Consider the following 14,270-nt stretch of genomic DNA (forward strand, 5'->3'; position numbering starts at 1 on the left):
TAGCATTCCCTATGAAAGGGAAAACAATAATGTCTTTGCCAAGAACAAACATTGGGATGACACTAAGCCAACACTTTTATTGAACTCACACCATGATACCGTGAGGCCTAATAAAGCCTATACTCGGGACCCATTTGATCCACAAATTGAGAATGGGAAATTGTATGGATTAGGAAGCAATGATGCCGGCGGGGCCTTAGTCTCGTTAATTGCAACATTTACCTATTTCTACGATTCAGCAAATTTGAAACATAACCTGTTAATGGTAGCTTCCGCTGAAGAAGAAAGTACGGGTGGTAAAGGTTTAAATAGCCTTTTAGCCATACTTCCAAAAATTGATGTTGCAATAGTAGGGGAACCAACACTTATGAATCTGGCCATCGCCGAAAAGGGGCTGGTAGTTTTCGATGCTGTTATAAAAGGTACTCCTTCTCATGCTGCACATCCAAATAACAACAATGCCATTTATAATTCTATCGAAGTGTTGGAATGGTTTAAGAACTATACATTTCCAAAAACATCAGACGTCCTTGGTGAAGTTAAATTAACAGTTACCCAAATTAATGCCGGTAGCCAGCATAATGTGGTCCCCGCTAAAGTTCATCTGGTAATTGATGTACGTGTTAATGATAAATACAACAATAAGGAAATAGCAGAAATGTTATCAAGGGAAGCTCCTTGTGAGCTAAAGCCCAGATCATTAAGATTGAACTCATCTTCCATAAACAAAGATCATCCTTTGGTAGGTTCCGGGATTGCATTAGGAAGAAGCACTTATGGCTCTCCTACCCTTTCAGACCAGGCGGCCCTTAGCTGCCCTTCATTAAAATTAGGGCCCGGTGATAGTACACGTTCACATACTGCCGATGAGTTTATTTATATTAAGGAAATTGAAGAAGGAATTAATCTATACATTAAAATTCTCGATGGGTTTTTGATAAACTAATTATATTTAAACAGCCTTAGTTAGGAGAAACCACTAAAAATAAGAGCAATGAAACTTTGGGACAAAGGATACAGCACAGATAAAAAAATTGATCATTTTACAGTGGGCAATGACAGGGAATTAGATTTGGTACTGGCTAAGTATGATATAATAGCCTCCATGGCCCATGCGAAAATGTTGGGTAAAATTGGGTTATTGACAAGTGAGGAAACACATATACTGGTCCGGGAACTGGAAAATATGGCCCTGAGTATTAAAGAAGGAAAGTTTATCATTGAAGATACTTTTGAGGATGTTCATTCTAAAATAGAATTTATTCTAACCGAAAAACTTGGCGATACGGGAAAAAAAATTCACACAGCCCGTTCCAGGAATGACCAGGTTTTGGTAGCCATGCAATTATATCTAAAGGAAGAATTATCTGAAATAAAACAACAGACCAAAGAACTGTTTAATTTGCTAATTGAACTAGCTGAAAAATATAAAGAAATTTTATTGCCCGGATATACCCATTTCCAAATTGCCATGCCTTCTTCATTTGGATTGTGGTTTTCAGCCTATGCGGAAAGTCTTATTGATGATCTTTACTTTATAGATTCAGCATACAAAATCGCAGATCAAAACCCACTTGGAAGCGCGGCTGGTTACGGAAGTTCCTTTCCTATCGATCGTTCTTATACGACTGAAGAAATGGGGTTTTCCGATTTGAAATATAATGTTGTAGCCGCACAAATGGGACGAGGAAAAGTGGAGAAAGCTACTGCATTTGGTATCTCAGGAATTGCCGGTACTCTGTCTAAGTTGTCAATGGATATTTGTCTTTATATGAGTCAGAATTTCAACTTTATATCTTTTCCGGATGCGCTAACAACAGGAAGTAGTATTATGCCTCATAAAAAAAATCCTGATGTCTTTGAGCTTATCAGGGCAAAATGCAACAGCTTGCAGGCCATCCCTAACCAGATTACTCTTATCACGACTAATTTACCCAGTGGCTATCACAGGGACCTTCAAATGGTAAAGGCACTAATAATTCCGGCTATCCAGGAAATAAAGTCCTGTTTGGAAATGATGACTTTTAGTTTAAAAGATATTAAGGTGAATTTCACTATTCTGGATGATCCTAAGTACGATTATCTATTTAGTGTAGATACATTAAATAAACTCGTTCTAAGTGGAATACCCTTCCGTAATGCCTATAAGCAAATAGGTGCTGAAATTGAAGCAGGGTCATTTAAACCTGAAAAGCAAATAAAACACACGCACGAAGGGAGCCTGGGTAATTTGTGCCTGGATAAGATAAAGGCCAAAATGAAGACATAAATTTCATGTTAGTTATTAAATTAATCAAGTTCTGATTTAGACTTAAACATTAATTATTTTATCTTTAATGAATAAGCTTTTGCAAATATCCCATTTATCATGTTTTGTCTTGTTTATAGATCCGTTGCCTCATCAACTTTTAAGCAAGTTGATGTGAAAGAGATGCTTGAAAAGGCAAGAGAAAATAATTCTCGTGATAATATAACAGGTTGTTTATTGTATTATGAAGGAGAATTTATTCAATATCTTGAAGGTAATCAAGTAAAGGTTCTTACCCTTTTTGATAAGATCAATGCAGACAAACGACATAAGGATGTTACTTTATTGGCTTATGATGTTACAGATTCCCGGGAATTTAAGGATTGGGAAATGGCCTATGCCGATTTCTTTGGGGACAATGATCAGATGAACTATTTCAAGCTATTAATAAATTCCTATAATGAAAACCCGGATTCAACCACGAACCAGAACCCCTCTTTTAACGCTTTCTGGATTGCAGTTAGGGAAAATCTTGATAAAACATTAAAGTCGCAACCCTAATTTATTGATTCATCCCTAAATTAATTACTTCCTGCTTGGTTAAATGTCTCCAATGTCCCCGGGGAAGGTCCTTTTTAGTTAGTCCCGCAAAAATTACACGGTCCAGTTTTTTTACGTCATATCCGAGATGTTCAAAAATACGCCGAACTATCCTGTTTCTGCCACTGTGTATTTCTATTCCTACTTCGCGTTTGGGAGAATTGTCTATATAACTTGCTACATCAACTTTGATCGGACCGTCATCTAAAGTAATTCCTGTCTGTATTTTTTTTAAATCCTCCGCAATAAGGTTTTTGTTCAATTCAACATGATAAATCTTGCGGATGCCATGTTTCGGGTGCGTAAGTTTTTTTGCAAGATCCCCGTCATTGGTAAAAAGTAAGAGCCCTGTAGTATTCTTGTCCAGCCTTCCAACCGGAACTAATCTCGATTTTGAAGCTTTGGAAATCAACTCCATTACCGTTCTTCTGCCTCTTTCATCGCTTGTAGTGGTGATGAAATTCTTGGGTTTGTTTAAAAGTACATATTCCTTTTTTTGTGGATTGAGTAAGCGTCCGTCAAACTTAACAATATCAGTTAGTTTAACTTTGTGTCCCATTTCAGTTATGGTCTTTCCGTTAACCGTTACATTTCCTGCTTCTATGTATATATCCGCTTCTCTCCTGGAGCATACTCCTGCATTGGCAACATACCGATTAAGCCTTATTAAATCAGGGTCTGAAGGAACAGACTTAGTCTTTTTAGGACCTGATGGAGGACGTCCTTTGGAAAATTGTTTTTTTGTATACTCTCTACTTTTTCCCGGAGTTTTACTTTTATCCTTATTTGATTGCGGTCTGCGCATTTTCTAAATTTTGTGCAAAGGTAGTAAAGGGATTTGGATGGCATCTTTTATTTTAGCAATGACACCTTTTTTATCTAACTATACCGGGGAAATTTGTATCAGAGCTTATCTTAGATGATTCTGCATTAAAATATTCGGTTTAGAACGAGATCTACATCAATTAATAATATACTAAAAACCCCGGCAACAATTATAAACTTAAGAATATTGTGGAGCCAAATATAATCTCTCTTTGTCCTGGACTTCCAAAGCAAAATCAGGAATAATATTAAAAAAAGAATACAGGCAATAAAGTAAATATACATATAACCCACATTAAATTTATTGATTAACAATGAAGCAGGTATCAAAGTGAGTAGTATTAAGAAACTAATCCCCAACTTAGAATAGACCGGGCCATATAAAACGGGAATAGTCTTATAATTTTGAGCGAGGTCCCCTGCAATGTTTTCCATATCCTTAATCATTTCACGGGCCATAATCAGTAGAAATAGGAAAATAGCATGGACAAAAATAACCGTATCAAAATTTCTATAATACACGAAAATTGCAAAGAAAGGGACAATTATTAATGTGGCTGAAACTATGTTTCCAACAAAGGGTATTTTTTTTAATTTATGTGAATACAACCAAATTCCAAATACATAGGCAGAAAAGAATAGTGCTGCCCGAAAAGATATGTAGCTGGCCAATAAAACAGCAAGGAAGTTAAAAACAAAATAGGCACTTAATTTTGTACGTTGATTTACCAATCGGTCCAGCATACTCTTTTGGGGTCTGTTGATAAGATCCTTCTCCGAGTCATAAAAACTATTAATGATATAGCCGGCGGATATTACCAGAGCTGATGCTAATACCAGTACAAATAAATTTGGATCAAATATAACACTACGTAAGGGAAGGTCGGGAGCCAGTATATAAATGGACGCCAGATACTGGGCCAGAGTTATCATTAGGACATTATACCCTCTTATGATGGAAAACAGACTCAGGCCTTTTAATAGCAGGAGTTTGTTTTTTCTACTAAGCATTTTTACGGACTTAGAAGTTGTATACCACTTCTAAATGATGGTCTTTTAACGCAACTCTTGCTTTTGCCAAATCTTGAGTGAAGCCTAAAATATAGCCGCCCCCTCCTGATCCGCATAATTTCAAGTAGTAATCATTAGTTTCTATGCCGCGCTCCCAAAGTTTATGAAATTCTTTGGGGATCATAGGTTTAAAATGATCCAAAACCACGTGTGAAAGTTGCTTCAGATTTCCAAAAAGCGACTTCACATTACCACTCACAAAATCCTCAACACAGGCATCGGTATGTTTAATAAACTGATCCTTCAAAACTTTACGGAAGCCTTCATGTTTCATTTTGTCCATGAAAATTTGTACCATTGGTGCAGTTTCTCCAATAATTCCGCTATCCAATAAAAAGACCGCACCCTTGCCATCCAAATTTTGAGATGGTATACTGGTAGATTCTATATTCTCCTGTGAGTTAATTAGAATAGGCAAACTCAGATAACTGTTTAAAGGATCCAGACCGGAAGATTTACCATGGAAAAATGATTCCATTTTACCGAAAATCGTTTTGAGTTTTAGTAATTTTTCCCGGGTCAGGTTTTCTAGTACTGTGATTTTTTCAATAGAATACTTGTCATATATTGCGGCCACCAAAGCACCACTACTTCCAACACCGTAACCCTGGGGAATAGAACTGTCAAAATACATCCCGGCATCCACGTCTGCCTTTAAGGTCTTCAAATCAAAAGATAACAACTTGGGTTCCTGACCTTGTAAATCGGTTAAATAATGAAAATATTTTTTTAGGCTTTCATTAGACTTCTTAGCCGTTTCAGACAGATTCTCGTCTTTCTTAAGGGCTCCCTTAAAGAAATTGTAAGGAATAGAGAGTCCTTTGGAATCCTTGATGATTCCGTATTCACCAAAAAGTAAAATTTTTGAATAAAAAAGAGGTCCTTTCATCTGAATTCAATTAAGTTTGACTCTAAGATAGGGTGTATTATTATTAATAAGGGCTCAAATTACATTTTTTTGGCCCCAAAACCAATTCGGTCGCAAATATACTGCTCATTTTCACAATACGCAATTAGCTCTTCTTTAATAAATTTATTTACCTCATTTTTCTCATTATTGGGGTAAAGTAAATGCACATTGGCTCCGGCATCTAAAGTAAAACATAGATGATTTTTTGTCGCCCTCCGAAATTCCCAAATTTTCTCAATAATGTTCAGCGTATTAGGTTTCATCAGGATAAAATAAGGAATGCTGGTCATCATCATGGCATGTAAAGTGAGTGCTTCACTCTCAACTACTTCTACAAAATCATCCAGATTGCCTTCCGTGAATATTGAACGTAAGCGTATTAGATTGTCATAAGCCTGTTCAAAACGATTTTTAGCGAATGGGTGGCCGTGCATAAGGTCATGGCCAACTGTACTACTAACACTTTTCTGCCCCTTATGTACCAGTAGAATAGTATCCTGAAAACTTTTAAACACTTCATCTACAGGATAAGGATAGGGTATTCCATATAGATTTGTACTCCCAATTATTTCGTTGTGATCCCCCCATTGAACAAGATTACCCTTAATACTTCTACAAGCACTACCTGATCCCAATCGTGCTAAAAAAGATGCTTTTTTATAGAAAAAATCCGGATCCATCTCGGAAGCCATTTGCTTTTCTATATCCATTAGACATAAAGCCAAAGCGGCCATGCCACTGGCGGAAGATGCAATGCCACTGCTATGTGGAAAGGTGTTGGAAGTATTGATAGAGAAATGATAATTTCTAATAAAAGGAATATATTTTTCAATTCTTTCAAAAAATGTTACAATCTTGGGTTTAAAATCTTCCCTGGATTTTCCTTCAAAAAGTAAATCAAATGAAAATTCCTTATTTGCTTTATCAAGCTTAGTAAAGGTCACAGACGTCACTGTTCTGCACTCATCAAGCGTAAAACTTACTGAGGCATTGGCCGGCAATTGATTTTGCTTCTTACCCCAGTACTTAACTAATGCAATATTACTTGGGGCTTTCCACTGTACCCTACCTTGTTCCTTTTCATACTTGTAGGATGAAGGAATAAAGTCGTTTTCGATCATGTACACAACAATTTCTGCAAAGATAGTTTTTAAGCGCATTTGCTATAGCCTCTATTAAAAATAAATTACTATTTTAGATAACTTACATACAGTAATTTTGAAAAAGAAGCTTACCTATATTGCCATTTCTGTGTCTATATGTCTTATCATAGGCTTTCTATCTGGGTTTGCAACTCAGTCCTCAGTAAATGATTGGTACCTTACACTGAATAAACCTAGTTTTAATCCTCCAAATTGGATTTTTGGACCGGTTTGGACATTGCTATATATTCTAATGGGGATAGCTGCAGGTATTGTCTGGGCGAAAGGATTTCATCATATTTGGGTGAAAACGGCATTATATAATTTTGGGTTTCAGTTATTATTTAACGTCCTGTGGAGTGTTGTTTTTTTTGGATTTAAAAATCCCTTCTGGGCACTTTTGGTAATTCTGATTCTACTCGCTCTAATTTTGCTAACCATTAAATGGTTCAACGTGGTGAGCAGAACGGCGGCATATCTCCTTATTCCCTATTTTTTCTGGGTTTGCTTTGCTACTATCTTAAATTATAAGATTTGGGAAATGAACTAACTTTTGAACAGTTTTACTAGTTTTAATATTGTTTTATGGTTTCTTGAAGTGGTCATAATTTGAAGTCAGCCAATTATGAAGTATAAAATCAATTACATTTATTACCTTTCATTTTTAATTCTATAAAATCCACACTTCTGATAGTATGCAAACCTATATCCTTGCTTTTGATCAAGGCACCACTAGCTGTAGAGCAGTAATTTTTGATAAAAAGGGAAGTATTATTTCCACTTCGCAAAGAGAATTTACACAATATTTTCCCAAACCGGGTTGGGTGGAGCATGATGCAATGGAAATTTGGTCTACACAAGTGTCTATCGCCACTGAAACCGTTACTAAAAAAGGATTAGAAGCAAAGAATATAGCCGCAATAGGGATCACAAATCAACGTGAAACCGTGGTTGTTTGGGATAAAAAAACAGGAAAACCCGTTTATAATGCCATCGTCTGGCAAGACAAAAGAACCGCTGAATATTGCGACCTTTTAAAAAGTGAAGGAAAATCTCAATGGATACGCGAAAAAACGGGTCTGGTAATTGATGCGTATTTCTCTGGCACAAAAGTCAAATGGATATTAGATAATGTTGAAGGAGTAAGAGAAAGAGCCGAGGCTGGCGATTTAATCATGGGAACAATAGATACCTGGCTCATTTGGAACATGACCAAAGGTGAATTACATGTGACCGATGTAACCAATGCCTGCAGAACACTTTTATTTAATATAAACACGCTGGAATGGGATGATGAGCTTTTAGAATTATTTACTATTCCCGTAAGCATGTTGCCTAAAGTAAAACAGTCCAGTGAAGTTTATGGACATACTGCTCCGGGACTGTTTGCAACCAGAATTAAAATTTCCGGAATAGCCGGGGATCAACAGGCTGCATTATTTGGTCAGATGTGCACAAAACAAGGTATGGTCAAAAATACATATGGTACCGGATGTTTTATGTTAATGAACATTGGCGATAAACCAATAGTATCTAAAAACAATCTTCTTACTTCGGTAGCCTGGCAAATAAATGGAAAGACTGAGTACGTCCTTGAAGGAAGTATATTTATTGCCGGGGCTGTAGTGCAGTGGCTAAGAGATAGTCTTAAAATCATTAAAACATCTAGAGAAGTGGAACAACTGGCGGGCTCTGTCGAGGATTCCGGTGGGGTATATTTTGTCCCTGCTTTTGCAGGTTTGGGAGCTCCACACTGGAATCAACATGCACAGGGCACCATATTTGGTCTGACCCGTGGAAGTACAGATGCCCATATTGCCAGGGCTGCCCTGGAATCTATTGCCTTCCAGACTATGGATATTTTAAAGGCAATGGAAGCAGATTCGGGGATATCGATTAAGGAATTACGGGTAGATGGAGGTGCAACAGTTAACAATCTACTTATGCAATTTCAGGCAGATGTATTAAATACAGTAACGGTAAGACCAAAAATAGTAGAAACCACCGTGATGGGTGCTGCTTTCCTCGCCGGACTGGCAGTTGGTTACTGGGATAATCTGGAACAAATTCAGGAGATTTGGCAAACCGATGTACATTTTAACCCTACAACAGACCGTGTTGCAATAAACAACAAGATTGATGGCTGGTATAAAGCCATTGAAGCCTTAGAATTTTGGGCAAAATAGGTAAAAACTAATAGTATATATGACACCATTTATCGCTGAAATAATTGGAACGTTTCTGTTAATCCTGCTTGGGTGTGGAGTCACCGCCAATGTAGTGCTAAAAGATACTAAAGGACACAATAGTGGATGGATTGTAATTTCAACTGGTTGGGCATTAGCGGTTTATGTAGCTGTAGTTGTTGCGGCTCCGTATAGTGGAGCGCATATAAATCCGGCTGTCAGCATAGGTTTGGCCGCTGCCGGAGAGTTTCCCTGGGCTATGGTTCCCTCCTACTTGCTGGCTCAATTTCTGGGAGCTATGCTGGGTGCTTTATTGGTATGGCTGATTTACATTGACCATTTTAACCGAACTGAGGACCAAGGTTTAAAACTTGTAGTGTTCAGTACCAGTCCGGCTATCAAAAATACTTTTGCAAACCTGCTGACAGAAATTTCGGGAACATTTGTTCTGGTCTTTGCAGTTCTCTTTTTTACGGACGCCACTATTATGGAGTCAAACACTGTAATTGGTTTAGGTTCCCTGGGAGCTCTTCCCGTTGCCTTTGTCGTTTGGGCAATAGGACTATCTCTGGGTGGCACTACGGGTTATGCAATTAACCCTGCAAGAGATCTGGGGCCAAGAATTATGCATGCTCTGATGCCTATAAAAAATAAAGGTATAAATGACTGGTCCTATTCATGGATTCCGGTGATTGGACCCGTATTGGGTGCAGTACTTGCGGCTTTTCTTTACCTGGCATTTTCGCTAGTTTAATCATCGTCTTCTATAAAGACTTCGCAATCGCCTGAGCAGCGATATAAGCCCCGGTCCATGCATTTTGAAAATTAAATCCCCCGGTAACCGCATCTATATTTAATACCTCACCGGCAAAATAACAGCCAGGAAGTAATTTACTCTCAAAAGTCTTAAAATTTACCTCTTTCAGATCCACACCCCCTGCAGTAACAAATTCTTCTTTAAAAGTACTCTTACCTTCTACATTGAATTCTGAAGCAGTTATAAATTGCCCGAGTCTGTCGAGTTGCTTCCTGGAAACATCGGCCCATTTTAAGTCTTTGGTTATATCCGATGCAATTACCAATTTGCCCCATAATCTTGCCGGGATATCTATAGCCTTCGTTTTGTAAATTGTCTTCTTAGGATCGATCTGTTTTATCTCATTAAAAAGAGATATAAGCCCCTGTTTATGATAGTCGGGCGTCCAATTAATCCTGACCCTAAACCTGTAGTCGTATTCATTTAATAATCTGGCAGCCCGGGCTGAAAGTTTTAAGACAACCGGACCACTCAAACCCCAATGAGTAATAAGAATGGGGCCTTCTGAAATTAATTTTAAAGCACCACTTTTTGTGTTTTTAAATTTGGAATTGATCTCTTTCCCCATCATCTGTCTTGGTAAAATTTCTACCCTGGCATGAGTACTCAGCCCGGGTATTCCGGAAATTCTATTATCATTAATATTAAATGTAAATAAAGAAGGCACAGGTGCCACAATGTTATGTCCGAGCTGTTCTAACAAATTCCATATTTTAGTGCTGCTCCCCGTTGCAAGTACAATTCTTTTTGCCTGATAAACCTTTTTAACTGATTGTACTTGCCATACCGCTTCTTTACCCAATTTTATATCTTCAAATGGCAGAATATTTATAACTGAGCTACTCTTAAGGAGGGTAATACCGTATTTCTGAATTTCACCAAGAAAGCAATCAATAATGGTCTGGGAGGAGTTACTTACAGGGAACATTCTCCCATCCGATTCTGTTTTTATTTGTATTCCGCGTTTCTCAAAAAACTGTATGGTATCAGCTGTTGAATAAATGTGAAACGGGCCAAGAAGTTCTTTTTCACCCCTGGGGTAGTTTTTTACCAATAAAGCAGGTTCAAATTCTGCATGGGTAACATTACAGCGGCCACCACCTGACACCTTAACTTTTGACAGGACTTGTTTTCCACGCTCCAGAATCGCTATTTTTAGTTTGGGATTTGCTTCTGCAATATGAATAGCACAGTAAAACCCCGCAGCACCTCCCCCTATAATAATTACATCAAACATTAGTTGACCCGCTCTGGATAATTAGTGAAAATACCATCAACACCCAATTCTCTCATATTGGAAATTTGCTCTGTATCATTTACAGTCCAGGTATAAATTTTAAACCCCTGACTTTTAATTTCTGAAACATTTTCTTGGGTTAAACTGAGGTAATAGGGGTTTATAGCCACTGCATTTAGATCATTGGCAATGCTTATTGCATCCAAAGGATTGTCTTCTGTTAAAACGGCAATTTCTATATCCTTATTGATACGACGCATGTGTTCTAGCTCCTCCCAATTAAAACTGGAGATCAGAAAATCATCCAATACCCAGCCTTCGTTATCCATATAAATATTGATAATGTTAATTACGCCTTCAGATGTGCCGGGTCCTTTTAGTTCAATATTCAAGGGTACTTTATGATTTATTACATCTAAAACTTCGCTTAACAGAGGGATTTTATGATTCCCCTTAACGGTCAAATTTTTAAGGCCTTCTAAATCCAAACTTTCAATATCACCACTGCCATTTGTTAAGCGGTCAATTTTCTCATCGTGAAAGACAACTATTTCACCGCTTTTTATTTTAAAAACATCTATTTCTATCATATCCACATTCAGATCCAGGGCTTTCTGAATGGAGGCCAGCGTATTTTCTGTCTCGTGGCCCATCGCGCCCCTGTGCCCTATGGTAAATAGGGTGTTGCTTTTCTCGCTGCAATTCATAAAAACGGGTAAAAGTATAATTGACAGTAATCTTCTCATCAAATTAAAATTTTATTCATACAAAAATACAACATGCAGCTTCAAATTCCTCTGCACATACGGCTATTAAATATTCATTAATTTATATATAAATTTATCTATTTCACTTTTTGTTTATTAATTTTTTGTGTTATTCATAAAATATAATTAATATTTTTACATTATCAACAACCAATTAAATTCAAAACTATGTTTACAAAACAAAATTTATTAGCCACTTTGGCCGGCTTTGTGGTCATGTTCGTACTTGGTTACGTCATCTGGGGATTCGCAGCAGTTGATTTTTTTGAAGCTCATACTTTGAACAATTTTATGAAAGATCCGCCAGAAATGCTTCTACTTGCTATTAGCAATGTTATTGCAGTATTTGCACTGAGCTCAATTTATGGTAAATGGGCAAGAGGGGTTCATAGTGCGGGACAAGGATTTAAATTTGGAATCTGGATCGGAATCTTTACAGGTCTTGGATTGGGGCTGCTCCATCAATCTACGATGGAATGGATGGATATGACCGGACAATTGGTCGAGGCTGTTATTGAGATTGTTTTTTATGGAATTATTTGTGCGGTAATTGCTTTAGTCTACAAAGCAACTGCACCAAAGACAAATGCATAATAGAATTTTATTAGGTGAATCCTTGAAAACATATATTTTAAGGGTTCGCCTTTTTTCTAATAATTTAATCGGAAAGTTTAAATATAAAAGATTCTAATGGATCAATCTCCACATTTAATCTACCTATTCCATCACTGACATTCAGCACTTTTTTTGTTTTACCATAGAGGGCGTCCGTCATCTTATAAGAACCTTCTTTCAATTCCCATTCCCCAATTATTTCCTGTGGGATTTTTAATTCAAAAGAATAGGATTCGTCTGCATCAAAGTTCGAAATCACTATTAGTTTTTCATTTTGGGACCATCTCACATATGACAGTACCCTATGGTTATAATTCTCAGTATGTTCTCTATTGTAATAATGTATATCGCCATACTTACCCATTAGTGCCTCACTGCCAATTGTAAAATTTAGTAAGCGTTTGTAAAAGTCTCGGAGTGATTTTTCTTCAGGTAGTAATTGACCTCCATCAAACTTTTTATTGTTTAACCACCTCTGATGATGAGGAACTCCAATATAATCAAATATAGATGTTCGCGTGGGACTGCCAAAACCCGCGTGCTCTCTTCCCGGTTCCCCTACTTCCTGACCAAAATAGATCATAGTTGGTGAAGTACTTATAGTAGCTGATACTACCATAGCAGGTTTGCCCTTTTCCGCACTACCGGCAAAATCCGGACTTGCAATTCTTTGTTCATCGTGATTTTCAAGAAAATGCAACATCTGATGTTCAATATCCTGCATTCCTTTTTGCACTACGGGAATATGGTCCGTCCATCCATGACCCTGCATAATGTGCTTCAGACTATCATAGAATTCAACCTTGTCATACAGATAATCCATTTTACCCTTATGTATAAAGTCCCTATATAAATCTGGGTTGTAAACCTCAGCCAATAGAAAAGCTTCCGGGTTTTTCATTTTAATATTTGAGTTCATATAGCTCCAGAATTCAACAGGTACCATTTCAGCCATATCGAAACGGAATCCATCCACCCCTAAATCCAACCAATACAAGGCAATATCTTTAAATTTAATCCATGAATCCGGGATGTCCTTATCAGACCAATAAGCATAGTGAGCTTTATAATCCTTTTGAGTATATTCATCAGGTAAGGTTTCAAAATCATATGAACCATCCGGCCGAACCCCATAATTAATTTTCACAGTTTCATACCAATCATTAATATCCGGTTGAGCCAGTCGAGAACCATTCCCTGTCCATTTTGCCGGATTCTCATCAAATTTACCATCTGCCAAAGGGTGTTTTTCACCTCCCAGAGGTAAGTAACCATTTTGCCATGCCGGTACTTTAAAGGATTCTTCAGTTATATAATAATAATTGTTATCCTTTTGGTATTCCATTGTAGTATCGTCCTTTGCCCCAAATGGCTCTTTCCCCATCGGTGTTGACCCGCCTTCATATTTTCGTGCTACATGATTTGGAACTATATCTATTAACAGTTTTAACCCGGCATTGTGTGTTCGCTCTATCAAAGATTTAAACTCTTCCAATCTATTAATTGGGTCATCTGCAAGGTCAGGATTAACGTTGTAATAATCTTTAACTGCATAGGGAGATCCCGCTCTGCCCTTCACGACATCCGGGTCATCATTTGAAATATTGTATGCTGTATAATCTGTGACCACCGCATGATGTGGTATACCTGTATACCATATATGGGTAATACCAAGATCCTTGATCTCCATTAAAGCCTTTTCCGTAAAATCAGAAAATTTACCAACCCCATTTTCCCGGATAGTCCCCCAGGGTTTGTTAGTGGTGTTTGTATTTCCAAACAAACGCGTAAATACCTGATATACTACTTTTTTATTTGATTGATTTAAGCTCTTCATTTTATTAATATTTGT

General features: G+C 37.4%; 14 protein-coding genes. 7 read left to right on the plus strand and 7 right to left on the minus strand.

The genetic code is table 11. The features are described 5' to 3' along the window. The 3 genes from Q0X66_RS11285 to Q0X66_RS11295 form a co-directional block, all read left to right on the plus strand. The coding region (locus Q0X66_RS11285; protein ID WP_297706401.1) for a M20/M25/M40 family metallo-hydrolase at window positions 1-946 on the plus strand (946 nt) is incomplete at its 5' end. Window positions 947-994: 48 nt separating this feature from the next. Beyond that, window positions 995-2,269, plus strand: coding sequence for an argininosuccinate lyase (argH, locus tag Q0X66_RS11290; RefSeq protein WP_297706403.1), 1,275 nt, complete (start codon window positions 995-997; stop codon window positions 2,267-2,269). A gap of 99 nt (window positions 2,270-2,368) precedes the next feature. Then, window positions 2,369-2,809, plus strand: coding sequence for a BLUF domain-containing protein (locus tag Q0X66_RS11295; protein ID WP_297706405.1), 441 nt, complete (start codon window positions 2,369-2,371; stop codon window positions 2,807-2,809). Between the two features lies 1 nt (window position 2,810). Here Q0X66_RS11295 and Q0X66_RS11300 read toward each other — a convergent pair whose 3' ends face one another. From Q0X66_RS11300 to Q0X66_RS11315, 4 genes are all read right to left on the minus strand, one after another. Further along, window positions 2,811-3,653 carry a pseudouridine synthase gene (locus tag Q0X66_RS11300; RefSeq protein WP_297706407.1) on the minus strand — a complete coding sequence of 281 codons (843 nt, stop codon included), beginning with the start codon at window positions 3,651-3,653 and terminating at the stop codon, window positions 2,811-2,813. Between the two features lie 125 nt (window positions 3,654-3,778). Next, complete coding sequence (locus tag Q0X66_RS11305; RefSeq protein WP_297706409.1) at window positions 3,779-4,684, minus strand: geranylgeranylglycerol-phosphate geranylgeranyltransferase; 906 nt, start codon at window positions 4,682-4,684, stop codon at window positions 3,779-3,781. Window positions 4,685-4,694: 10 nt separating this feature from the next. After that, a complete protein-coding gene (locus Q0X66_RS11310) occupies window positions 4,695-5,633 on the minus strand; it encodes a mevalonate kinase (protein WP_297706411.1) in 939 nt (312 codons plus the stop codon). A 59-nt stretch (window positions 5,634-5,692) separates the two neighbouring features. Next, a complete protein-coding gene (locus Q0X66_RS11315; protein ID WP_297706485.1) occupies window positions 5,693-6,775 on the minus strand; it encodes a diphosphomevalonate decarboxylase in 1,083 nt (360 codons plus the stop codon). Window positions 6,776-6,872: 97 nt separating this feature from the next. Between Q0X66_RS11315 and Q0X66_RS11320 the strand changes: the two genes are divergently transcribed. The 3 genes from Q0X66_RS11320 to Q0X66_RS11330 all read left to right on the plus strand — a co-directional run bounded on the left by Q0X66_RS11320 (window position 6,873) and on the right by Q0X66_RS11330 (window position 9,736). Then, on the plus strand, window positions 6,873-7,346 hold the full coding sequence (locus Q0X66_RS11320; protein WP_297706413.1) for a TspO/MBR family protein: 474 nt from the start codon (window positions 6,873-6,875) through the stop codon (window positions 7,344-7,346). Window positions 7,347-7,491: 145 nt separating this feature from the next. Then, complete coding sequence (gene glpK / locus Q0X66_RS11325) at window positions 7,492-8,982, plus strand: glycerol kinase GlpK (RefSeq protein WP_297706415.1); 1,491 nt, start codon at window positions 7,492-7,494, stop codon at window positions 8,980-8,982. Window positions 8,983-9,001: 19 nt separating this feature from the next. After that, a complete protein-coding gene (locus Q0X66_RS11330; protein WP_297706417.1) occupies window positions 9,002-9,736 on the plus strand; it encodes an MIP/aquaporin family protein in 735 nt (244 codons plus the stop codon). Between the two features lie 10 nt (window positions 9,737-9,746). On the opposite strand, the gene Q0X66_RS11335 is transcribed toward Q0X66_RS11330, so the two are convergent. Next, on the minus strand, window positions 9,747-11,036 hold the full coding sequence (locus Q0X66_RS11335; protein ID WP_297706419.1) for an NAD(P)/FAD-dependent oxidoreductase: 1,290 nt from the start codon (window positions 11,034-11,036) through the stop codon (window positions 9,747-9,749). Then, entirely contained in the window at window positions 11,036-11,782 is a 747-nt protein-coding gene (locus Q0X66_RS11340; protein ID WP_297706421.1) for a glycerophosphodiester phosphodiesterase family protein, read from the minus strand. The genes Q0X66_RS11335 and Q0X66_RS11340 overlap by 1 nt, the downstream gene beginning before the upstream one ends. 189 nt (window positions 11,783-11,971) lie before the next feature. Between Q0X66_RS11340 and Q0X66_RS11345 the strand changes: the two genes are divergently transcribed. Beyond that, the gene (locus Q0X66_RS11345; RefSeq protein WP_297706423.1) at window positions 11,972-12,397 is read left to right on the plus strand and encodes a hypothetical protein; all 426 of its coding nucleotides are present in this window, start codon (window positions 11,972-11,974) and stop codon (window positions 12,395-12,397) included. Between the two features lie 64 nt (window positions 12,398-12,461). On the opposite strand, the gene Q0X66_RS11350 is transcribed toward Q0X66_RS11345, so the two are convergent. Then, window positions 12,462-14,255 carry an alpha-amylase family glycosyl hydrolase gene (locus Q0X66_RS11350; protein WP_297706425.1) on the minus strand — a complete coding sequence of 598 codons (1,794 nt, stop codon included), beginning with the start codon at window positions 14,253-14,255 and terminating at the stop codon, window positions 12,462-12,464. Between the last annotated feature and the right edge of the window lie 15 nt (window positions 14,256-14,270).

This window comes from uncultured Eudoraea sp. (assembly GCF_947260015.1).
Taxonomy (GTDB): Bacteria; Bacteroidota; Bacteroidia; order Flavobacteriales; family Flavobacteriaceae; genus Eudoraea.

Coding starts and splice junctions, on each gene's coding strand:
- argH (WP_297706403.1), top strand. CDS start 995: ATGAAACTTTGGGACAAAGGATACAGCACAGATAAAAAAATTGATCAT.
- Q0X66_RS11295 (WP_297706405.1), top strand. CDS start 2,369: ATGTTTTGTCTTGTTTATAGATCCGTTGCCTCATCAACTTTTAAGCAA.
- Q0X66_RS11300 (WP_297706407.1), bottom strand. CDS start 3,653: ATGCGCAGACCGCAATCAAATAAGGATAAAAGTAAAACTCCGGGAAAA.
- Q0X66_RS11305 (WP_297706409.1), bottom strand. CDS start 4,684: ATGCTTAGTAGAAAAAACAAACTCCTGCTATTAAAAGGCCTGAGTCTG.
- Q0X66_RS11310 (WP_297706411.1), bottom strand. CDS start 5,633: ATGAAAGGACCTCTTTTTTATTCAAAAATTTTACTTTTTGGTGAATAC.
- Q0X66_RS11315 (WP_297706485.1), bottom strand. CDS start 6,775: ATGATCGAAAACGACTTTATTCCTTCATCCTACAAGTATGAAAAGGAA.
- glpK (WP_297706415.1), top strand. CDS start 7,492: ATGCAAACCTATATCCTTGCTTTTGATCAAGGCACCACTAGCTGTAGA.
- Q0X66_RS11330 (WP_297706417.1), top strand. CDS start 9,002: ATGACACCATTTATCGCTGAAATAATTGGAACGTTTCTGTTAATCCTG.
- Q0X66_RS11335 (WP_297706419.1), bottom strand. CDS start 11,036: ATGTTTGATGTAATTATTATAGGGGGAGGTGCTGCGGGGTTTTACTGT.
- Q0X66_RS11340 (WP_297706421.1), bottom strand. CDS start 11,782: ATGAGAAGATTACTGTCAATTATACTTTTACCCGTTTTTATGAATTGC.
- Q0X66_RS11345 (WP_297706423.1), top strand. CDS start 11,972: ATGTTTACAAAACAAAATTTATTAGCCACTTTGGCCGGCTTTGTGGTC.
- Q0X66_RS11350 (WP_297706425.1), bottom strand. CDS start 14,255: ATGAAGAGCTTAAATCAATCAAATAAAAAAGTAGTATATCAGGTATTT.